The organism is Marinobacter sp. X15-166B (assembly GCF_001752365.1).
Taxonomy (GTDB): domain Bacteria; phylum Pseudomonadota; class Gammaproteobacteria; order Pseudomonadales; family Oleiphilaceae; genus Marinobacter.
The window spans coordinates 1,227,796-1,248,249 of record NZ_MEIY01000001.1 but is presented as its reverse complement, the minus strand read 5'-3'; the positions used below and the strand labels follow the sequence as shown (position 1 = coordinate 1,248,249).

Genomic DNA, 20,454 nt, shown 5'->3' with positions numbered 1-20,454 from the left:
GTGGCGCAGGTGGCTTTGGATGCTGTGATTGGACGTTTTTTCAGGAGTTGAGTTGTGCGTGCCACAATGACTCAAACAATGGCTGTAAAAATCAAGAGGTGGAATGTGAGTGCAGATGACGCGGGCACGATAAAAGCTGATGACCAAGATGAGAGCGCTGCTGTGCCTCAGGCTGAGTTGGATCTCGACCAGTTCTTACCTTACCGACTCAATCGCCTGGCCGATAGCATCAGTCAGGCCATGGCAGATTTTTACGCCCAGCGATACCAGATCAACATCGCCCAGTGGCGTATTCTTGCCTGGCTCAGCCACAGCGACGATCTGACCGCGAAGAAAATCTGTACCTACACGAATATGGACAAGGCCAGGGTTTCCCGAGCCTTACAGGCATTGGAAGAGCGAGGATTGCTTGACCGCTTTCCCTCTTCTCACGATCAGCGACAACACCATCTGACGCTGACAGGGAAAGGAAGAAAGGTCCTCGCAAAACTGATACCTGAGGCCCAGGATTGGGAGGCGAAGCTTGTGGCTTCACTGAGCGCCAGCGAATACAGGGATCTCTTCAACTTGATGCGCAAACTGGAAAGGCAGGTGGAGCGGATTGGGGTAGAGCAGGCTGCTGGTTCCTGATTAAGGTTAAGCAGCCAGTGGACATTTACATTTTGCATCCAAACCAGGGGTAGTACAGCGTAAATCAGAGGGTAGCGGGCAAATAAACAATTAGTTGGATGCAATATTGCGGTTCCGGTAGGTCTGTGCAATGATTCGCAGCAGGCTTTTCGGGAGGGTTCACGGTGTCGACAACGAGCACTGAGGAAGTAACAACGATCCTGCGGGAGCGTATTATGTCGGGTGAGATTCACTCCGGTGTGAAGCTCCAGCAACAACGTCTATCGCAAATGCTGGGCGTGTCGCGCACTCCGCTGCGCACGGCCTTGGCTAATTTAGCCAAAGAGGGACTCCTGCGATACGAATCTAATCGTGGGTACACCGTGCGCGAGTTCAGTCGCCAAGATGTGGTGAATGCCTATGCCGCCCGGGCGGTGCTGGAGGGGTTGGCGGCCGCAACTGTGGCGCGCCATGGCCTATCAGACGAGATCTTAAATGAGCTGAACGCGATGCTGGAGATCGGCGATCGGGCGTTGAGCAAGGGGCGCCTGGATCCAGACGATTTGGACGACTATCGCTCCATGAACGTCGATTTTCACAATCGGATCGTCGCAGAAGCACAGAACCGCTGGGTCGAGGATCTGGTGCGCCAGACGCAAATGATCCCCTTCGCCTCGAATCGTATGATCGTGTGGCAGGATTACCCGGTTATGGTGCGCAGCCATGACGACCATCATCGCTTAGTGGATGCCATTAGCAAGCGAGATGTCACACGTGCCGATTTCTTGCTTCGAGAGCACATTTACTTCGCGGGCGAATATTTGGCGGAGTGCCTCGAAGACGGTCGCATTCCGACAAATTCTTCAAATACAAACAAGGAATAAATAATGATGAAAGTGTTTTTTTCGCCGGCCTCTCCCTATGTGAGAAAAGTCATGATGATCGCCCACGAAACCGGGCAGTCGGTCGACAAACTGGACAGCGCTGCCAGCCCAATCACTCACGACGCAACTATTGTGGAACATAACCCGACCGGTAAAGTACCCACCGCGATCCTTCCAGACGGCTCGGCTCTCTATGACAGTCGGGTGATTTGCTGTTGGCTGGATGCTCAGCACGAGGGTACCAAGATGTACCCTGAAGGGGACTGGGACGTGCTGCGGCGCGAAGCACTGGCGGATGGTTTGTTGGATGCGGCTTTGCTGGCACGCTACGAGACCGTGATGCGCCCTGAAGACAAGCGTTGGCCAGAGTGGTTGCAGGGGCAGATGGACAAGATTGCCCGTACCCTAGACCTGATGGAGACGGAATCAAGCCAATATACGACTGTGGATGCAGGTGCCGTGGCGATTAGCTGTGCGCTGGCTTATCTGGACTTCCGTTTCGCCGACTACGACTGGCGCGAAGGTCGAGCTAATCTGGCGAGCTGGTTCGAAGGCTTTTCGCAGCGCGCATCCTTCCAGCACAGTCTGCCCGAGGGTTAGGGGCGTTTGTCAGCCCCCCTGCTCATTTGGCCGCCGGTCGCTTACACTGCATTACTGGCCAGTATTTTCTTGAGGAAATCCCGGGTGCGGGGGTCCCGGGGGTGGGAGAAGATTTCACCGGGTGGCCCCTGTTCCACAATCCGGCCGCCGTCGATGAAGATCACCCGGTCGGCCACATCCCGGGCGAATGACATTTCATGGGTGACCACCAGCATGGTCTGGCGCTCGGCCGCCAGTTGTTTCATCAACCCCAGCACTTCTTCCACCCACTCGGGGTCCAGGGATGAGGTGGGCTCATCGAACAGGATCACCTCGGCCCCGGCGGCCATGGCGCGGCCGATACCCACCCGTTGTTGCTGGCCACCGGACATGGAGGCGGGGTAGGCGTCGGCCTTGTCGGTCAGGCCGATCTGCGCGAGGATCTCGCCGGCCCGACGGTGGGCCTTGTCTTTGGGCCACCTGTCCACCACCAGCAGACGTTCGGCGATGTTCTGCAGCGCGGTCTTGTTGGTAAACAGCGCGTAGTTCTGGAACACAAACGCGGTGCGCCGGCGCATCGCCAGGATCTCCGCCCGGCTGGCACGGGTGGCGTCCACCGTCAGATCGCCCACGGTGAGCGTACCGGCCGTGGGTTGTTCGAGGAAGTTGATGCAGCGCAACAGGGTGGACTTACCCGTGCCCGAAGGACCGATGATGACCACGATTTCGCCCTTCTCGATGGTCAGGTCGATGCGGTCGAGCACCACAGTGTCGCCGAAATGCTTGCTCAGGGAGGTCAGTTTGATCATCGGTTATAGGCCTTGTTCAGGCGGGTTTCCAGGTGGTTCTGCAGCTTGGAGAGCAGTTCCACCACAATCCAGTAAATGATCGCGGCCACGATGAAGGCCTCAAAGTACAGGAAACTGCCGGCCGCTTCTTTCTGGGTGGCCCCCATCAGTTCGGTCACCCCGAGGGTGAACGCCAGGGAGGTGGCTTTGATCATGTCGATGAAGTAGTTCATCAGCGTGGGCAGCGCCACCCGGGTGGCCTGGGGCAGCACGATGCGCCGCATCAACTGGCTGTTGGTCATGCCGATCGACAGCGCGGCTTCGGTCTGGCTGCGGTCCACCCCCACGATGGCGGCGCGGATGGATTCGGCCATGTAAGCGGAAAAATGCAGGGTCAGCCCCATGACGGTGGCGGTGATGCCATCGATCACCGTCAGCGCACTGAACAGCTGGGGCAGGCCGTAATAGAACAGAAACAATTGCACCAGCAACGGCGTACCCCGGAAGAACGAGATGAACACGATGGTCAGTTGATTGAGCACCGGTATGCGCAGCACCCGGACGACGGCAAACAGGCAGGCAAGGACCAGCGCAAACAGCATGCCGGCGCCCGCCAGTTGCAGGGTGAGGGGCAGGTAGCGGAGCAGCACCGGTACCAGCCCGAGCATGTAATCAACGTTCAATACATCCATAGCGCTTCAGACCTTGGCGTGCCCCTCAGGGCTGGGTGATATCCGTGCCGAACCACTTCTCGGAAATGGACGCCAGGGTGCCGTTGTCGCGCAGGGCGGCCAGGGCCTGGTTGATCTGGTCCCGCAGGGCTCGTCCGGCTTCCGTGTCACGGAACGGGTAGGCATTGGTGATTTGTGAGAAGGGAGGCCCCGCCAGTGCCAGCGGCAGAGGTTTTTCCTTGATGATCTGGCTGGCGCTGACCCGGTCCATCACGAAGGCGTCCACGCGCCCGAGGGCGGTGTCCCGTTCCAGATTGCTTTCATACGTCTTGATATTGATCTGGTCTGCATAGGGCAGCTCCCTCAGCAGGGCTTCGAAATTGGAGCCCAGATTCACGGCCACGGTTTTCCCCTTCAGGTCTTCCACACCCTGCACCTCGGTGTTGCCTTTTTTGATCACCACCTGGGCGCCGTCATAGACGTAGGGCTCACTGAACACATAGGCTTGCTGGCGCTCGGCGGTGATGGTGATCTGATTGGCGACCGTGTCGATACGACCCGCCTCCAGCATGCCAAACAGCCCGGAAAAATTGGCGGTTTCGTACTGGATACTGCGCCCCAGTTGGTCGCCCAGGGCGTTCATGACATCGACCTCGAAACCTTTCAGCTCATCCTGTTCGACAAAGGTAAACGGGAAGTACTGGCCAGACATGCCCACCCTCAGCGGCTCGTCCTGGGCCAGCACCGGTGCGCTTGCGAACAGGGACAGGATTAACAATGCGTTGATCAACAGGGTTTTCATATAGCCTCCATCCGGCGTGCGTTCTACCTGAAGCATAGTCGGGGGAGGCGATTGGGCAATGAGCCCCTCACCTCTCAGACTTTGAGGTGGGCCAATAATTGCTCGGTCATGTCCCGGGCGTCGCCAAACAGCATCCGGGCGTTGTCTTTGTGGAACAGCGGGTTTTCGACCCCGGAATAGCCGGCGGCCAGACCCCGCTTGAGGATGACCACCCGGCGGGCTTTCCACACCTCCAGCACCGGCATGCCGGCAATCGGGCTGTGGGGGTCTTCGGCGGCGCTGGGGTTGACGGTGTCGTTGGCCCCGATCACCAGCACCACATCGGTCTGCGCAAAGTCGGCGTTGATTTCCGCCATCTCGAACACGATGTCGTAGGGTACCCGGGCTTCCGCCAGCAGCACGTTCATGTGGCCCGGCAGGCGGCCGGCCACCGGGTGAATGGCAAAGCGCACCGGCACACCCTTGTCCCGCAGCAGCGCACAGATTTCACTGACCGCGTTCTGAGCCTGGGCCACCGCCATCCCGTAGCCCGGCGTGATGATCACCGACTGGGCGCTGAGCAATTCCTCGCTGACCTGCGCGGCACTGGTTTCCTGTATCGGGCGCTCGGTCGCCGCGCTGGCGTTGGGGGCGGACTGGCCAAAACCGCCCAGAATCACCCGCACAAAGGAGCGGTTCATGGCTTTGCACATGATGTAGCTGAGAATGGCGCCGCTGCTGCCCACCAGCGCACCGGTGACAATCAGCAGGTCGTTCTGCAACAAGAAGCCAATAGCCGCCGCAGACCAGCCGGAATAGCTGTTGAGCATGGACACCACCACTGGCATGTCGGCGCCGCCGATGGCCAGAATCAGGTGCACGCCCAGCAGAAGCGCCAACAGGGTCATGACGATCAGCAGGGTGACCCCGAGGGCGGTGCTGGCGGTGGCCAAAAAGAATGCCCCGAGCACCAAAATGAGCAGCAAAATGCCCAGATTGAGCCAGTGGCGACCGGGTAACATCACCGGTTTGCTGGTGAGGCTGCCGTGCAACTTGCCACAGGCCACCACCGAACCGGTGAAGGTTACCGCACCGATGAATATGCCCAGGTACACCTCCACCAGTTTGATGGTGTGTTCGGCACCGGCGGTGGCCACCAGCGGTTCCAGGTAGCCGGCAAAGCCCACCAGCACCGCCGCCAGACCGACAAAGCTGTGCAGCATGGCCACCAGCTGCGGCATTTGCGTCATCACGACTTTTTGCGCAATGATCAGACCGGCAAGCGCACCAAGAACGATCGCCACCACCGTGGCAGTGACGTTGCTGCGGCCGAGATGAAACAGGGTGGCGGCCATGGCAATGACAATCCCGGCGATCCCGTACAGGTTGCCGCGCCGGGCGGTTTCCTGATGGGCGAGTCCGCCCAGGCTGAGAATAAACAGGATGCTTGCGGTGACATAGGCGACGGTGACCAGACCTGAGTACACGGTGGCGGCTCCCTATTTGCGAAACATGTTGAGCATGCGCTGGGTGACGCGGAAACCGCCGGCCAGGTTGATGCTGGCAATCAGCACGGCGACAAAGGACATCACCGTGATCAGTGCACTGTCACTGCGCGCCAGGTGCAGCATGGCGCCAATCACAATGATGCCACTGATGGCGTTGGTGACACTCATCAGCGGGGTATGCAGCGCCGGTGTTACCTTCCACACCACCTGCCAGCCGATGAAACAGGCCAGTACGAACACGGTGAAATGGGCCAGAAAACTCGGCGGCGCATAGGCGCCCACTCCGATCAGGGCGGCCGCGGCCAGCAGGACCAGCAGGGCGCGGCCGAGGTGCTTGCGCGCAGGCGCGGCGGGTTGCTGCTGAGCCCCTGGCAGTGGCTCCTCGGGGCCGGGAGTGGGCGGGGCGGGCGGCGGCGTTGGCCGGTCGGGCGGTGGCCGGTCGGGCGGTGGCCAGGTGATGCGGCCGCGGTGAGTGACGGTGACCCCGCGAATCACCTCGTCGTCCAGGTTGATCTGGAACTGGCCGTCTTTTTCCGGGGTCAGGGCGGCCACCAGATTCAGCAGGTTGGTGGCATAAAGTTCACTGGCGACCGTGGCCATGCGACTGGGCAGGTCGGTGTAGCCGACGACGGTCACCCCGTGGTGCACTACCACGGCGCCGGGCTGAGTAAGCTCACAGTTGCCGCCCCGCTCGGCGGCCAGATCGACGATGACGCTGCCCGGTTGCATCGCCTCGACCATCTCTGTGGTGATCAGGGTGGGCGCGGGTTTGCCCGGAATCTGCGCGGTGGTGATGATGATGTCCACCTGCCTGGCCTGGGCGAGAAACAACGCCCGCTCCTGACGGATGAATTCATCGCTCATGGCTTTGCCGTAGCCACCGCCGCCGGAGCTCTCCTCCGCCATGTTCACCGCAAGAAAATCCGCCCCCAGACTGGCCACCTGTTCGCGGACTTCCGGTCGGGTGTCGAAAGCCCGCACTACGGCGCCCAGGCTGCGCGCGGTGCCAATGGCGGCCAGACCGGCCACGCCGGCACCGATCACCAGCACGGTTGCCGGTGGCACCTTGCCGGCGGCGGTGACCTGGCCGGTGAAAAAGCGGCCAAAATGCTGGGCGGCTTCGATCACCGCCCGGTAGCCGGCGATATTGGCCATCGAGCTCAGGGCGTCCATGGGTTGGGCCCGGCTGATGCGGGGCAGGCTGTCGATGGCAAACGCGGTGACGCCCCGGCCCGCCAGCGTTTGCAGCAATTCCGGGTGCTGTGCGGGCCACAGATACGCGAGCAGGTGGCCCCCCTCCGGGAGCCAGTCCGCTTCGTCCACGCCATATTGGGGATGGTGTCCCGGAGCGCGCACTTTCAACAGGCACTCACTGCGGGCGTAAAGAGACTGCGGGGTATCCACCAGAGTCGCGCCGGCCTGCTCGTACGCCCCGTCCGCAAACTGCGCGGCCATCCCGGCGCCGCGTTCGACCGCCACTTCGTGCCCCAAAGCGATCAGTTTGCGCACCGAGGCGGGCGTTGCCGCCACCCGGTGTTCATTGTCATGCACTTCCCGTGGAATCCCCAGTTTCATCAGACGGCCCTCTGTGGCAGCGGTGGTCATCGGCGCAAGCGGGCAATTTGAGCGTTGACACCCCTCACTATAGTCAACTTATGGGCCGGCTGCTGGCGGGGCTTACGGGCATTCGAACGCATTCGTATAGGCATTTTTGTTCATAAGACCTTGGGCCAATTGCGGTTGATACCCTTAATCAATCAAATCAACGCACGTCGATCGGTTGATCCAGATCAATTCACATATGAAGTGCTGTGCATAATTGATCGGGCCGTCGACATCTCAAACAACAATGACAACAACAGGGGTGCAGTTATGTCCGAGTTAGCCGCAGATCGTTTATACGGCGATGCAGAGGTCGGTCATAAGCCCGGGTTTTTTGATCGGGAAAACATCATTGCCGGGCCAAAGTTCAACCGTTGGCTGGTACCGACAGCGGCGCTGGCGATCCACCTGTGTATCGGCATGGCCTACGGTTTTTCCGTGTTCTGGCTGCCCATGTCCACCCTGCTGACCCACGCCGACCCGGTTGCCTGTGCCGACATGGGCTTCATCCAGGCCTTGACCACGACCAGCTGTAACTGGACCGTCAGTCACGTTACCTACACCTTCAGTATATTCTTCGCCATGCTGGGTATTTCGGCGGCCCTGTGGGGTTCCTGGCTGGAAAAAGCCGGTCCCCGGAAAGCCGGCATGATCGCTGCGATCTGTTGGGGCGGTGGCATGATCCTTGGCGGGGTGGCGGTGATGACCCATCAGTTGTGGTTGCTGTATCTGGGCTGTGGCTTTCTGGGCGGCATCGGCCAGGGGCTGGGCTACATCACCCCGGTTTCGACGCTGATCAAATGGTTCCCGGACCGTCGGGGTATGGCCACCGGGTTTGCCATCATGGGCTACGGCGGCGGCGCCATGGTCGGGGCACCGTTGGCGGTCTGGCTGATGGGGCATTTCTCGGCCGGGGGCGGCACCGGTGTGGCCAGCACCCTGATCGTGATGGGGGTGATCTACTTCTTCGTGATGAGCTCCGGTGCCCTGGGGTTCCGCGTACCGCCTAACGGCTGGCAGCCCAGCGGCTGGGAACCGGCCAATGGAGACAATGGCAACGCGATGATCACCCAGGGGCACGTGCACGTCAGTCGCGCCTGGAAAACCCGACAGTTCTGGTTGATCTGGGGGGTGCTGTTCCTCAATGTCACGGCGGGCATCGCGGTCATTTCCATGGCCAGCCCGATGCTGCAGGATGTGTTCGGCGGGGCGCTGCTGGGGCTGGACGACAGTTCGGTTGCGCTGACCGCAGCGCAGCAGGCTGCGGTGGTCGCGGCAGCGGCCGGTCTGGTGGGGCTGATCAGTCTGTTCAACAGTGTCGGCCGGCTGTTCTGGGCGTCACTGTCCGATAAGATCGGCCGCAAAACCACCTATCTCACCTTCTTCCTGCTGGGGGTCATCCTGTACTGCCTGCTGCCCACCTGGGGGCACATGGGCATGGCCGGCATGTTTATCGTGTCCATCTGCATCATCATGAGTATGTACGGCGGTGGTTTTTCCACCGTGCCGGCGTATCTGGCCGATATTTTCGGTACCCAGATGGTGGGCGCCATCCACGGCCGGCTCCTGACCGCGTGGACCGCCGCCGGACTGGTGGGGCCGGTGGTGATTGCGCTGTTGCGCGAAGCGCAGCTGGATGCCGGCATTGATCCGGCGCTGGTGTACGACCGTACCCTGTACATTATGGCGGCCCTGCTGGTGGTGGGCCTGATCTGCAACAGTCTGGTGAGGCCGGTGGACGCGTCGTTGCATATGACCGCCGACGAGCTGGATCACGAGCGCCGCCTGCAGCGGGACAACGGTGTTTCTGCCGATGCCCAGACCGCCGCCCGCGGCCGGTTCGGTCCGCTCGCGGTGGTGGCATGGCTGGCGGTGGGGGTGCCCTTCCTGATCGGGCTCTACATCGCGCTGGCCAAAGCGGCGGCGCTGTTCTGAAGCCGCTCAGACATCCCCGGCAATCAGCTCCTCAAGGGTGGTGATGGTGCCGGGGGTGTCTGGCGCGTAGCCCGGCACGCGGTGAATACGTTCCTGAAACGCGGCCGACCCCATCAGCGCAAGCAACCGGGTAAGGGCCTGAGGGTGTACCCGGTCCTTGCGGAACAGGAACAGGTAGTGTTCCCGGGCCAGATCGGTGAACCTGAGGTCGAACTGGTCGGCGGCGGTTTGCACGCCAAACCCGGCATCGGCCATTCCCGAGGCCACAAAGGCCGCTACCGCGCTGTGGGTGAATTCCTGTTGCGCGGTGCGGTTGATGTTGTCTTCAGCCAGGCCCTGTTGCCGCAGCAGCAGATTGAACAGAAGGCGGGTACCGGAATGACGATCGCGGCTGATAAAGCGGAGCTGGGACGCGCTCAGATCTCGCAGGGTGCGAATGTGGTCGTGGGCCCCTTTGCGCATCATCAGGCCCTCGCGCCGGGTGACAAAGCGAATCACCCGGTGGTTGTCGGTGCTCAGGTGCGGGTGGTAGTGCGCCAGCACCTGACGGGCAAGCACCGGGCAAGTGGGGATGTGGAAACTGGCGAGATCGCATTCGTCCCGGTTAAGCGCCGCCAGGGCTTCGGCCGGATTGCGGTACTGCAGGTTGATACTGACCTGATCGGAAAACTCGGCCAGCAACGCCACCGCGTAACCATGACTGGCGTGCAGCCGCAGCATCGGCTGGGAACCCGCCAGCAACTGCTGGATCTGGTCATTGAGTTCGGAGGCCATGCTGTCGATCTGCGGCCCCAGCCGCGCCTTGACCCGTTGATCCGCCCACAGCAGCTTTTCGCCCAGGGCAGACAGCTGACTGCCGCGCCCCTTGTGCATCTCCACCAGAGGCAAGCCGAAAATCTCGCTGCCCCGGTTCAGCAAGTTCCAGGCGTGCCGGTAGGAAATACCGGCGGCGCTGGCGGCGCTGGTGAGCTTGCCGGTTTCGCGAACGCTGTCCAGCAGGCGAAACAGCACCGGTTCGAACAGTTCGTCGGTGTTGGTGCGAAAGACCCACGCCGGGGCTATGGTGAGCTTCTTGTTATGCATTCGGGTTCATATTCCGTGTGGGGTGATTGGGTGTTAGCGTAGGCTATTACTGTATCGAATAATAATAGGTAGGAACAGTTATGCATATGTCGGAGCAAAACAACCCACAGCCGGAGGCCTCCCTGGCGGCCGGTGACTGGACACCTGACATGATCCGCGCCGAGGTTAATGCGCTGAAGCACAAGCCGGGCGCCTTGTTACCCATCCTCCATGCCATTCAGGACCGCGTGGGCTACATCCCCGAAGGCGCCGTGCCGATTGTTGCCGAGTTGATGCAACAGACCCGCGCCGAGGTGCATGGGGTGATCAGTTTCTACCACTATTTCCGTACCCGGCCGGTGGGCAGTCACGTGCTGCAGGTATGCCGCGCGGAAGCCTGTCAGGCCCGCGGTGGCCGCGAGCTGGAACGCCACATCCAGACCCGTCTGGGGGTGGCCTACCAGGGCACCACCAGCGACAACGAGTTTACCCTCGAGCCCGTGTATTGCCTGGGCAATTGTGCCTGCGGGCCTTCCATCAGTGTCAACAACGAGGTGCACGGCCGCATGACCCCGCAAAAGTTCGACCGGCTGACTGACACCCTGACCACCACTGTTCTCGAACTGAAATAACCGCAGGAGCAATGACCATGACAACAATTTATGTGCCCTGCGACACCACCGCCCTGTCTCTGGGGGCGGATCAGGTCGCCCGGCAGATCCAGCAGCGCGCCGACCAGCAGGGCGTGGAGATCCAACTGGTGCGCAACGGTTCCCGCGGGTTGTTCTGGCTCGAGCCACTGGTGGAAGTGGACACCGGCCAGGGCCGGGTCGCCTACGGTCCGGTGGTGCCGGAACAGGTAACAGAGTTGCTTGAGTCGGGCTTGCTGGCCGGGCAGCCCGGGCACCCGCTGTACCTGGGCCCGATTGAGCAGCACCCGTACCTGCAACGCCAGCAGCGGCTGACCTTTGCCCGCATCGGCATCACCGACCCCCTCAGTCTGGCCGATTATCAGGCCCACGACGGCTTCGCCGGATTGGAAAAGGCCGCCCGGCTGACCCCGCAGCAGATCGTCGATGAGGTCAAAGCCTCCGGCCTGCGGGGCCGCGGGGGGGCGGCCTTTCCGGCGGGCATCAAGTGGCAGACCGTGCTGGATGAGCCCGCCGGGCAGCAAAAATACGTTGTCTGCAACGCCGACGAAGGCGACTCCGGCACTTTTGCTGACCGGCTGGTGATGGAATGCGACCCTTACATGCTGATTGAAGGCATGGCCATTGCCGGTCTGGCGGTGGGCGCGACCCAGGGATACATCTACGTGCGCTCCGAATACCAGTTGTCCCAACGCATGCTGGACGAAGCCATACTGCGCGCCGAGGCCGCCGGCTATCTGGGTGACGACGTCTGCGGCAGCGGTCAAACCTTCCATCTGGAAGTGCGGCTGGGGGCCGGTGCGTACATTTGTGGCGAAGAAACCTCGTTGCTGGAAAGCCTGGAAGGCAAGCGGGGTCTGGTGCGCTCGAAACCGCCCCTGCCCGCCATCGAAGGGCTGTTCGGTCAGCCGACGGTGGTTAACAACGTGCTGTCGCTGGCGGCGGTGCCCTACATTCTGGATAAAGGCGGCAACGCCTACGCCGAGTACGGCATGGGCCGTTCCCTGGGCACCCTGGCCATACAACTGGCGGGCAACATCAAGCAGGGTGGGCTGATCGAAATGGCGTTCGGGGTTACCCTGCGGGAAATCCTCGAAGACTTCGGCGGTGGCAGTTTTACCGGCCGGCCGATGCGCGCGGTGCAGGTCGGCGGCCCGTTGATGGCCTATATGCCGGCCAGCCAGTGGGACACCCCCATGGACTACGAGGCCTTCGCCGCGCTGGGCGCGGGCATCGGCCACGGCGGCGTGGTGGTGTTTGACGACACCGTGGACATGGGTGAACAGGCCCGCTTTGCCATGGAGTTCTGTACCGTGGAATCCTGTGGTAAATGTACCCCCTGCCGGATCGGTTCCGTGCGCGGCGTGGAAGTGATCGACCGGATCCGGGCCGGCGACAACCGGGACGACAATCTGGTGTTGCTGGCGGAGCTGTGCGAAACCATGGTGGACGGCTCCCTCTGTGCCATGGGCGGCATGACCCCCTTCCCGGTGCAGAGCGTGATGAAGCACTTTCCTGAAGATCTGATGGCCCGGCCGGCCCCTGTGGAGGCATGATATGTTGCACTATTATGATCCGAGTACCCAAAGCTATGAGCCTGGCAAGACCGGCCTGAACCCGGACTTCGATTACGGCACCCCGGCCAGCGTGTCAGAAACCCTGGTGTCCATGTCCATTGATGGCCGCGCCATCACCGTGCCGGAAGGCACTTCGGTGTTGCGCGCCGCTGCCCTGGCGGGCATCAACATTCCGAAACTGTGTGCGTCCGATAACCTGGAAGCCTTTGGATCCTGTCGCCTGTGTGCGGTGGAGATCGAAGGGCGCCGCGGCTACCCGGCCTCCTGCACCACGCCGGTGGCCGAGGGCATGGCAGTCACCACCCAGACCGGCAAACTGGCCAAACTCCGGCGCAACATCATGGAGTTGTATATTTCCGACCACCCGCTGGACTGTCTGACCTGCCCGGCCAACGGCAACTGCGAACTGCAGGATGTGGCCGGCGTGGTGGGACTGCGGGAGGTGCGTTACGGGTTTGACGGCGAGAACCATCTGGACGCCGAAACCGACGACTCCAACCCCTATTTCAGTTTTGATCCCAGCAAGTGCATCGTCTGCTCCCGCTGCGTGCGCGCCTGTGAAGAAGTGCAGGGCACCTTTGCCCTGACCATCGAAGGCCGCGGCTTTGATTCCGTGGTCTCGGCGGGGCAGGGGGAAGCGTTCATGGATTCGGAGTGTGTGTCCTGCGGCGCCTGTGTGCAGGCCTGCCCCACCTCCACCTTGATGGAAAAAAGTGTCATCGACGCCGGCCAGCCGGAACACAGCGTGGTCACCACCTGTGCCTATTGCGGTGTGGGCTGCTCGTTCAAGGCGGAAATGAAGGGCGACCAGCTGGTGCGCATGGTGCCCTACAAGGGCGGTGAGGCCAACCAGGGCCACTCCTGCGTGAAGGGCCGCTTCGCCTTTGGGTACGCCACCCACGACGACCGCATCAAGGAGCCGATGATCCGTGACTCCATCAACGACCCCTGGAAAGTGGTGTCCTGGGAAGAAGCGCTGGCGTTCTCGGCCGACAAGATCAAGGGCATTCAGGCCCGGTACGGCCGGGAAAGCGTGGGCGGGATCACCTCGTCCCGCTGCACCAACGAAGAAACCTACCTGGTGCAGAAACTGGTGCGGGCGGCGTTCGGCAACAACAACACCGACACCTGTGCGCGGGTGTGCCATTCCCCCACCGGCTATGGCCTGAAAACCACCCTGGGTGAATCCGCCGGGACCCAGACCTTCGAATCGGTGATGAAGGCCGACACCATCGTGGTGATCGGAGCCAACCCCACCGACGCCCACCCGGTGTTTGGATCGCTGATGCGCCGGCGCTTGCGCCAGGGGGCCAAACTGATCGTTATCGACCCCCGTCGCATCGACATTCTGGAGACGCCCCACGGTGGAGAGGGCATCCACCTGCCGCTGCGCCCCGGCACTAACGTGGCTATGGTCAACGCGCTGGCCCACGTCATCGTGACCGAAGGGCTGGAAGATCAGGAGTTCATCAGCCACCGATGCGACAGCGACGCTTATGATACCTGGCGCCGCTTTATTGCCGAAGAGCGCCACTCGCCGGAGGCGATGGAAGCCATCACCGGTGTACCGGCAGACAAGGTGCGGGAAGCCGCCCGTCTGTACGCACAGGCCGGCAACGGGGCCATTTATTACGGCCTGGGGGTGACCGAACACAGCCAGGGCTCCACCATGGTGATGGGGATTGCCAACCTGGCCATGGCCACCGGCAACATCGGCCGGGAAGGCGGCGGGGTGAACCCGCTGCGCGGACAGAACAACGTGCAGGGCTCCTGCGATATGGGCTCCTTCCCCCACGAATTGCCCGGTTACCAGCACGTCAACGACGCCGCGGTCCGGGCGCGTTTCCAGGCGGTGTGGGGCGTCCCCCTCGACGACGAGCCGGGCCTGCGCATCCCCAACATGTTTGACGCGGCCATCGCCGGTACCTTTAAAGGGTTGTACGTGCAGGGCGAAGACATCGCCCAGTCTGACCCCAACACCCAGCACGTGGAAGCCGCGCTGAAATCCCTGGACTGCCTGATCGTGCAGGACATCTTCCTCAACGAAACCGCCAAGTTTGCCCACGTATTGCTGCCGGGCTCCACCTTCCTGGAGAAAAACGGCACCTTCACCAACGCCGAACGCCGCATCAACCGGGTGCGCAAGGTGATGGAGCCGATTGCCGGCATGGAAGACTGGCAGGTGACCATGGCCCTGTCGAATGCCCTGGGCTATCCGATGGCGTACAGCCACCCGTCAGAAATCATGGATGAAATCGCCCAGCTGACCCCCACCTTTACCGGTGTCAGCTACGACAAACTGGAGCAGCTGGGCAGCATCCAATGGCCCTGTAACGACGCCAGCCCCGAGGGAACACCGACCATGCATACGGTCGATTTCCCCATCGGCAAGGGTCAGTTTGCGGTCACCGAGTATCTGGCCACCGAAGAACGGGCCAGTCGCAAGTTCCCGCTGCTGTTGACCACCGGCCGGATTCTGTCGCAGTACAACGTCGGCGCGCAGACCCGGCGTACCGATAACAGCGAGTGGCACGCCGAAGACGTGCTGGAAATCCACCCCAGCGATGCCGAGCTGCGCGGAATTCACGACGGCGACTGGCTGGGCATCAGCAGTCGCGTAGGGCAAACGGTGTTACGGGCGCAAATCAGTGACCGGATGATGCCGGGCGTGGTCTATACCACCTTCCACCACCCGGGTAGTGGCGCGAACGTCATTACCACCGACAACTCCGACTGGGCCACAAACTGCCCGGAGTACAAGGTGACGGCGGTACAGGTGGAGGTGGTGACCCAGCCCTCGGAGTGGCAGCGTAACTTCCAGCAGTTCGACCAGCGGCAGCAGGCGTTGCTGGAACCGGCCATGCAGGGTACGGATCAGGCCGATGCGCAGCCCGTCAGGTAGTGCGCCGTCCCGCGGCCCGGCGGCTGCATCCACCGCTGATGCGGTGTGGCCCGAGCCGGTGTGCACGGTCGGGGTCGAGGTGGGCGGCGGCGACGACCGGGTACCGCAACACGATCGGGTCGCGGAAGAGATTCCCGTGGCGATGGTCTACAACGGCGTGTCCCACGCGGTGATGATGGCCTCACCCGGTGATCTGGAGGATTTCGGGCTGGGCTTCAGCCTGACCGAAGGCATACTGCAGCGCCCCGACCAGCTGTTTGGTGTGGATGTAGTGAACAGGGCCGAGGGTATTGCGGTGGAAATGAACATCGCCGGCGAATGTTTCGCCCGCCTGCGTGAACAGCGCCGCAACCTGACCGGGCGCACCGGCTGTGGGCTGTGTGGCACCGAGTCGCTGGCCCATGCGGTGCGCCCGATATCGCCGGTGCCGGGCCGGCCGCTGCCCGGTGATGCGGTGGTGCAGGCCGCCCTGGCGGGATTGAAAGAGCACCAGCCGCTGCAGGCGCAGACCGGGGCCACCCATGGTGCGGCCTGGTGCGATGAGGAGGGCCGCATCATGCTGGTGCGGGAAGATGTGGGGCGTCACAACGCCCTCGACAAACTGATCGGTGCCCGGGTGCGTGCTCACGGTGATCAGGCGTTTGCGCAGGGCTTTGCGCTGATATCCAGCCGGGCCAGCTTCGAGATGGTGCAAAAAAGCGCCAGCATGGGCATTGGCACCCTGGTGGCGGTCTCTGCGCCCACCGCCCTGGCCATTCGCCAGGCCCGCTCCAGCGGCCTGAATCTGATTGGCTTTGCCCGCCCGGGCCGCCACGTCATCTACACCCAAGGGGGTGAACGTCTCACGGCAGACCACCCTGAGCAGGAGAACGACTTGTGAGTGACCAGCAATTAACCAACCTGATAAAGATGCTTGAGCAAATCATCGCCAACAACCTGCACCATGGAGATGACGACCGGGTGGCGGCGGTGGCCGCCGACCATCTGCACAAATTCTGGGCGCGCAGCATGAAACAGCAGATTCTCGCCTGCGTCCAGGAACACCCGGAGCGGTTATCGGCGGTGGCCCGGCTTACCCTGGCAAAACTGGACCCGGAGGCCGCAACCCCGGCCGAGGTTTAATTCCGCATAGAGCGCTGCCAGCATGGCCGCTGTAAATAACATTCACGCCGTTGGCAAACCGGTCACTCTGACCGGCGGGGAGGCCGTGGTCACCGCAAGTACTGGTCTGATCGAAACAGAGCTGGTCGTCAGCCAGCAGGGAGGGGGCCGTGTCGGCGGAGCGTTAAGGAAGGCTCATAAAAAAGTCATCCCCGACCGGCTACGCACCAGCCAAGGATGACCTTCTTCGTGTATTAAAGCGTCTCCGAGACCCCTACCAAATGGTGACACCGACCACAGTGGCGATCACCAGGCCCGATACTACCGGGACAAACAGCGCGCGCACGGCCTCAAGAACAGGCACTCGAGCGAAACCGGCCACGGCGATCAGGGAGGACCAGGCAACCAGAGTGCCGCCGCCCGTCCAGATGGCGCCCATTTGGCCGATGGCGGCAAGGGTGGACGTTTCGATACTGACGGTGGCGCCCAGAGCGCCGGCAAGCGCCCCGGTAAGAGGCAGACCAGAGAAACCGGAACCGTCTGCACCCGTCACCATGCCGATCAGCAATATGCCGATGCCCATGAACAAGGAGTTCTGCGGAATCAAGTGTTGCACAGACTGCACCAGGTCGAACAAGAACCCAGGTGCACTGGCGACGCCCAGAATCGTGCTGGCGGTTTCGCTGTTACCCATAAAGAAAAAACCAGCGATGGGTAACACCGCACCCATGGCTTTGAATGCAAACACCAGACCGTCAGTGATGTGATCAGCAGCGACGGTGAGGCATTTGCGACCGGTTCCGGCAAAGCTTGCGAACAACAGCATCAACGCCGCAACCCCCCCAACCAGGGCTGCGCCATCACCACCCTGCAGCGCTGGCAGTACGTCAAAATACTTGGCAACCACCATGTAAGTAATGATTGCCAGAAAGGCGATCGGCACCAGAACCGCAAAAAATCCGGCCCAGCGTTCAACGGCTGGCAGTGCGGTAGCATCGACGGTGGCGCTTGCTCCTTGCTCGACTCGAACGACGGCGCGGGCCAGTTGAGTCTTTTCCCTGTCGCTGCGTGCACCCACTTGGGCCAATTGAGACTTGTTTCCAAAGGAGCCCATTTGACGGCTCTTGTTTTCTGCTTTTTCCTTTTTGAGCGCTTCGGGGCACTCAAGCGGCCCGCCTTTTTCCCATATTTGGACCCGGTCCTGATCCGGAAGCATGATGCTCTTGCGAAAGCCGAAGAAGGCAATCAGCAATGCAACACCGCCAGTAATCAGGGACAAGGCAAAGGCGCGATCCGCCACCTGACTTACATCCAGTCCCGCGGCGCCGGCGCTAATGCCCGGGGCGACCTGGATAATGTAGTCTGACGACAGTGCCATCCCCTGACCCGCGATGGCGATGGCAGCCACCGCGCCTATGGCCGGGAGCCCGGCGGCAATGGCGGCAGGTATCAGAATGGCGCCCACCAGAGGCACGGCCGGGGTGGGCCAGAAGAAGAGTGAGATCAGATAAGTCACCGCAGCCAGCACAAGGTAGGCAACTTTCCCGTTCACCATGACCTTCTGGAAGGGCATGATCATTTTCAGATCAGAGCCAAGGTGGCGCAGGGAGCCCAGCAGGGCCGTCATCAGTGCAATGATCAGAAAGATATTGAACAGTTCGCCGGCAGCGACGATGCTGGCATTGAACACGGAAGTAAAAGCCGTGGTCAGGCTGCCGGTATGAGCCAGTGCAACCAGGAACGTTGCCGCTATAGCAGGCACAACGACGGTGGTACGAAAGACCATCGTTACAAAAACTGCAAGCGCACCCGCCAGGTACAGCCAGTGGGCCAGAGTCAGAGGTATAGCTTCAGTCATGGTGTCACCTATTTACGCTCTATATATTATTGTTATTTACCAGTGCGAAAATGCCTTCGATTTCCACAGTGGCCCCTCCGGGCAGGGTATTGGCACCCACGGCTGAGCGAGTGTGTTTGCCCTTGTCCCCGAAAAGTTCATGCATTAGGTTCGACGCACCGTCCGCGACCTGGGACAGTTGTTCAAAATCCGCGGTACAGTTGACGAAAACCGTAAGTTTCAGACACTGTGCAAGATTGCTCCAATCTCCGTTACAGGCGTTATACAGCTGTCCAACCATATTGAGACCGCACAATTTTGCCGCCTCGACTCCCTGGCTCAGGTCCAGATCCGATCCAATCTTGCCGCGATAGACAAGCTGGCCGTGCTTCTTGCAGGTTTGGCCAGAAACCACCACAAGACCGTTGTGGGTAAGGTGAGGTACATAGCTACCAGCCGGGGGGTTGGTTCTTTTCAGGTCAAGACCCATGGCTTTCAATGTTGCGTCGACGTCTTGCATTCGAGCTGCCTTTTTCATTTTGTTAGAGTTATTTGGTTTGGAGGCCGGTCAGTACCCGTTGTTATTTTTTTCGGTACTTTTTCGCCATCTCAATAAGACACTGATTCAGATTTTGTTTGTCGCTGCCTCTGAAGCTTTGGGCTAGCCTATAACTTCTCTCCAATTGCTGACCCCAGCATTTCTTCGTGTCCCGATCGGTGGCGGTAGGCTGGCATCACCGCCACCGATCCGTTGTCAATTGCTATGTGACAACGCTATTACTATCAGGTCGTGACTAACCCAGAAACAGGGCGCCATAAAACAAAGACGATGACACGACCAGCGCCGGATGGATCTTGAAGCGCACAAGTGCAATGGCCGCCGCGACCGCCAATATAGCGGTATGGTAGGCACCTGCAGCCGCCATGCTTTCTTTGAAGAAGGACAGCACCAGGATGGCCATCAATACGGTGATTACCGGGCGCACCCAGCTGCTCATTCTTTTGACCCGTGGCGAGTCCTTGAACTTCAGAATCACACCCAGTGCGGCCAGCATCAGCAACAAAGATGGTGCTGCGGTGGCGAACAGTGCGACCGCAGCGCCGGGGAAGCCGGCGACGTCGTAACCGATCTGACCGGCCATTTTGGTTGCTATAGGGCTTGGCAACGCGTTACCGATGGCGAGTGTTTTGGCAAATTCGGACGCCGTCATCCAGCCAAACCGGCCAACAACCTCGGCTTCAATCAATGGGATAATCGCCGGCCCCCCGCCATAGCCGATCATGTTTGCCACGAAGAAGGCAGAGAAAAGACTGAGATAGATCACAGCTCCTCCCTCCTGAATATTGAACCGAAGCCAGCACCGGGCAGTGCAATGGCAGCTATAAGCAGCGTCAGAATCAAGAACGCGGGGTGGATAGACAAACCATAGATCAGTACCGCCGAGATCGTGATGAGCAACAGGGTGGAGATCCAGCCCAGCGAGCTGTGGGACTTCTTGAAAAAATCGTAGGTAAGCTGTGCCATCATGACGAGGACCACCGGAACGACGCCCATGGCCATGCCTCGGATCCAGCTGATGTCGCGGTATTTGGAAAACACGCTCAGTAACAGAATCATGGCAGCAATCATCGGTATGGTGATCGCCAGCACTGAGGTAAGGCAGCCCGCCACCCCAGCTACTCGGTAACCGACATAGCCAGGCAGTTTGGTCGCTATGGGGCCGGGCAGGGTATTGGCAATCGCAAGGACGTCGGAGAAGTCGTCGTCACTCATCCACCCCCGACGCTTGACCACTTCATCGTGAATCAATGGGATCATGGACGGACCGCCACCAAAACCTAACAGACCTGTTCTAAGAAAAGAGACCAGAAGATCGCCCTGCTCTTGCCATTTCATAACGTTGTTCTACCTGTGTGTGACATCCGGCTCGCGCTGTGGCCTGATGTCGTCGATAATTATTGTTACGT

At 60.9% G+C, this 20,454-nt stretch carries 20 protein-coding genes; 10 read left to right on the top strand and 10 right to left on the bottom strand.

The features are described from left to right. Positions 1–54 precede the first annotated feature (54 nt). The 3 genes from BG841_RS05930 (at position 55) to BG841_RS05920 (ending at position 2,093) form a co-directional block, all read left to right on the top strand. A complete protein-coding gene (locus BG841_RS05930) occupies positions 55–630 on the top strand; it encodes a MarR family winged helix-turn-helix transcriptional regulator (RefSeq protein ID WP_198929161.1) in 576 nt (191 codons plus the stop codon). A gap of 164 nt (positions 631–794) precedes the next feature. After that, a complete protein-coding gene (locus BG841_RS05925; RefSeq protein ID WP_141737068.1) occupies positions 795–1,493 on the top strand; it encodes a GntR family transcriptional regulator in 699 nt (232 codons plus the stop codon). Between the two features lie 3 nt (positions 1,494–1,496). Then, entirely contained in the window at positions 1,497–2,093 is a 597-nt protein-coding gene (locus tag BG841_RS05920) for a glutathione S-transferase family protein (RefSeq protein WP_198929160.1), read from the top strand. Positions 2,094–2,134: 41 nt separating this feature from the next. Here BG841_RS05920 and BG841_RS05915 read toward each other — a convergent pair whose 3' ends face one another. The 5 genes from BG841_RS05915 to BG841_RS05895 all read right to left on the bottom strand — a co-directional run bounded on the left by BG841_RS05915 (position 2,135) and on the right by BG841_RS05895 (position 7,395). Beyond that, positions 2,135–2,881 (bottom strand): amino acid ABC transporter ATP-binding protein, encoded by a 747-nt coding sequence (locus BG841_RS05915; RefSeq protein ID WP_070056811.1) that lies wholly within the window; start codon positions 2,879–2,881, stop codon positions 2,135–2,137. Continuing rightward, positions 2,878–3,552 (bottom strand): amino acid ABC transporter permease, encoded by a 675-nt coding sequence (locus BG841_RS05910; protein ID WP_070056810.1) that lies wholly within the window; start codon positions 3,550–3,552, stop codon positions 2,878–2,880. Before BG841_RS05910 ends, BG841_RS05915 begins: the two co-directional genes overlap by 4 nt. A gap of 25 nt (positions 3,553–3,577) precedes the next feature. Beyond that, positions 3,578–4,333, bottom strand: a complete 756-nt coding sequence (locus BG841_RS05905) for an amino acid ABC transporter substrate-binding protein (RefSeq protein WP_070056809.1) — start codon at positions 4,331–4,333, stop codon at positions 3,578–3,580. Positions 4,334–4,407: 74 nt separating this feature from the next. Next, a complete protein-coding gene (locus BG841_RS05900; RefSeq protein ID WP_070056808.1) occupies positions 4,408–5,799 on the bottom strand; it encodes an NAD(P)(+) transhydrogenase (Re/Si-specific) subunit beta in 1,392 nt (463 codons plus the stop codon). Between the two features lie 12 nt (positions 5,800–5,811). Next, on the bottom strand, positions 5,812–7,395 hold the full coding sequence (locus tag BG841_RS05895; RefSeq protein ID WP_070058709.1) for a Re/Si-specific NAD(P)(+) transhydrogenase subunit alpha: 1,584 nt from the start codon (positions 7,393–7,395) through the stop codon (positions 5,812–5,814). Between the two features lie 297 nt (positions 7,396–7,692). Between BG841_RS05895 and BG841_RS05890 the strand changes: the two genes are divergently transcribed. Next, positions 7,693–9,357 (top strand): OFA family MFS transporter, encoded by a 1,665-nt coding sequence (locus tag BG841_RS05890; protein ID WP_070056807.1) that lies wholly within the window; start codon positions 7,693–7,695, stop codon positions 9,355–9,357. Positions 9,358–9,363: 6 nt separating this feature from the next. Here BG841_RS05890 and BG841_RS05885 read toward each other — a convergent pair whose 3' ends face one another. Then, positions 9,364–10,440 carry a substrate-binding domain-containing protein gene (locus BG841_RS05885; protein WP_070056806.1) on the bottom strand — a complete coding sequence of 359 codons (1,077 nt, stop codon included), beginning with the start codon at positions 10,438–10,440 and terminating at the stop codon, positions 9,364–9,366. 80 nt (positions 10,441–10,520) lie between these two features. On the opposite strand from BG841_RS05885, the gene BG841_RS05880 reads away from it, so the two are divergent. The 6 genes from BG841_RS05880 to BG841_RS05855 are packed head-to-tail and all read left to right on the top strand — an operon-like array spanning position 10,521 to position 16,890. Continuing rightward, a complete protein-coding gene (locus tag BG841_RS05880) occupies positions 10,521–11,051 on the top strand; it encodes a formate dehydrogenase subunit gamma (RefSeq protein WP_083260191.1) in 531 nt (176 codons plus the stop codon). Between the two features lie 17 nt (positions 11,052–11,068). After that, a complete protein-coding gene (locus tag BG841_RS05875; RefSeq protein ID WP_228141607.1) occupies positions 11,069–12,625 on the top strand; it encodes a formate dehydrogenase beta subunit in 1,557 nt (518 codons plus the stop codon). A 1-nt stretch (position 12,626) separates the two neighbouring features. Then, a complete protein-coding gene (fdhF, locus tag BG841_RS05870) occupies positions 12,627–15,548 on the top strand; it encodes a formate dehydrogenase subunit alpha (RefSeq protein WP_070056804.1) in 2,922 nt (973 codons plus the stop codon). Further along, positions 15,529–16,428 carry a formate dehydrogenase accessory sulfurtransferase FdhD gene (gene fdhD / locus BG841_RS05865; RefSeq protein WP_070056803.1) on the top strand — a complete coding sequence of 300 codons (900 nt, stop codon included), beginning with the start codon at positions 15,529–15,531 and terminating at the stop codon, positions 16,426–16,428. The genes fdhF and fdhD overlap by 20 nt, the downstream gene beginning before the upstream one ends. Further along, positions 16,425–16,670, top strand: a complete 246-nt coding sequence (locus BG841_RS05860) for a formate dehydrogenase subunit delta (protein WP_070056802.1) — start codon at positions 16,425–16,427, stop codon at positions 16,668–16,670. The genes fdhD and BG841_RS05860 overlap by 4 nt, the downstream gene beginning before the upstream one ends. Before the next feature lie 22 nt (positions 16,671–16,692). Then, positions 16,693–16,890: a hypothetical protein gene (locus tag BG841_RS05855; protein ID WP_070056801.1), complete on the top strand. Its 198-nt coding sequence runs from the start codon at positions 16,693–16,695 to the stop codon at positions 16,888–16,890. A 33-nt stretch (positions 16,891–16,923) separates the two neighbouring features. On the opposite strand, the gene BG841_RS05850 is transcribed toward BG841_RS05855, so the two are convergent. From BG841_RS05850 to BG841_RS05835, 4 genes are all read right to left on the bottom strand, one after another. Next, on the bottom strand, positions 16,924–18,507 hold the full coding sequence (locus tag BG841_RS05850; protein WP_070056800.1) for a hypothetical protein: 1,584 nt from the start codon (positions 18,505–18,507) through the stop codon (positions 16,924–16,926). Between the two features lie 19 nt (positions 18,508–18,526). After that, complete coding sequence (locus tag BG841_RS05845; RefSeq protein WP_070056799.1) at positions 18,527–19,006, bottom strand: RidA family protein; 480 nt, start codon at positions 19,004–19,006, stop codon at positions 18,527–18,529. Positions 19,007–19,280: 274 nt separating this feature from the next. Continuing rightward, positions 19,281–19,811, bottom strand: coding sequence for a chromate transporter (locus BG841_RS05840; RefSeq protein WP_070056798.1), 531 nt, complete (start codon positions 19,809–19,811; stop codon positions 19,281–19,283). After that, positions 19,808–20,383, bottom strand: a complete 576-nt coding sequence (locus BG841_RS05835) for a chromate transporter (RefSeq protein ID WP_070056797.1) — start codon at positions 20,381–20,383, stop codon at positions 19,808–19,810. Before BG841_RS05835 ends, BG841_RS05840 begins: the two co-directional genes overlap by 4 nt. Positions 20,384–20,454: the final 71 nt, after the last annotated feature.

What these genes read in the sequence shown, in the direction of transcription:
- BG841_RS05920 (WP_198929160.1), top strand. Translation starts at nt 1,497, where the DNA reads ATGATGAAAGTGTTTTTTTCGCCGGCCTCTCCCTATGTGAGAAAAGTC.
- BG841_RS05915 (WP_070056811.1), bottom strand. Translation starts at nt 2,881, where the DNA reads ATGATCAAACTGACCTCCCTGAGCAAGCATTTCGGCGACACTGTGGTG.
- BG841_RS05910 (WP_070056810.1), bottom strand. Translation starts at nt 3,552, where the DNA reads ATGGATGTATTGAACGTTGATTACATGCTCGGGCTGGTACCGGTGCTG.
- BG841_RS05905 (WP_070056809.1), bottom strand. Translation starts at nt 4,333, where the DNA reads ATGAAAACCCTGTTGATCAACGCATTGTTAATCCTGTCCCTGTTCGCA.
- BG841_RS05895 (WP_070058709.1), bottom strand. Translation starts at nt 7,395, where the DNA reads ATGAAACTGGGGATTCCACGGGAAGTGCATGACAATGAACACCGGGTG.
- BG841_RS05890 (WP_070056807.1), top strand. Translation starts at nt 7,693, where the DNA reads ATGTCCGAGTTAGCCGCAGATCGTTTATACGGCGATGCAGAGGTCGGT.
- BG841_RS05885 (WP_070056806.1), bottom strand. Translation starts at nt 10,440, where the DNA reads ATGCATAACAAGAAGCTCACCATAGCCCCGGCGTGGGTCTTTCGCACC.
- BG841_RS05880 (WP_083260191.1), top strand. Translation starts at nt 10,521, where the DNA reads ATGCATATGTCGGAGCAAAACAACCCACAGCCGGAGGCCTCCCTGGCG.
- BG841_RS05875 (WP_228141607.1), top strand. Translation starts at nt 11,069, where the DNA reads ATGACAACAATTTATGTGCCCTGCGACACCACCGCCCTGTCTCTGGGG.
- fdhF (WP_070056804.1), top strand. Translation starts at nt 12,627, where the DNA reads ATGTTGCACTATTATGATCCGAGTACCCAAAGCTATGAGCCTGGCAAG.
- fdhD (WP_070056803.1), top strand. Translation starts at nt 15,529, where the DNA reads ATGCGCAGCCCGTCAGGTAGTGCGCCGTCCCGCGGCCCGGCGGCTGCA.
- BG841_RS05855 (WP_070056801.1), top strand. Translation starts at nt 16,693, where the DNA reads ATGGCCGCTGTAAATAACATTCACGCCGTTGGCAAACCGGTCACTCTG.
- BG841_RS05850 (WP_070056800.1), bottom strand. Translation starts at nt 18,507, where the DNA reads ATGACTGAAGCTATACCTCTGACTCTGGCCCACTGGCTGTACCTGGCG.
- BG841_RS05845 (WP_070056799.1), bottom strand. Translation starts at nt 19,006, where the DNA reads ATGCAAGACGTCGACGCAACATTGAAAGCCATGGGTCTTGACCTGAAA.
- BG841_RS05835 (WP_070056797.1), bottom strand. Translation starts at nt 20,383, where the DNA reads ATGAAATGGCAAGAGCAGGGCGATCTTCTGGTCTCTTTTCTTAGAACA.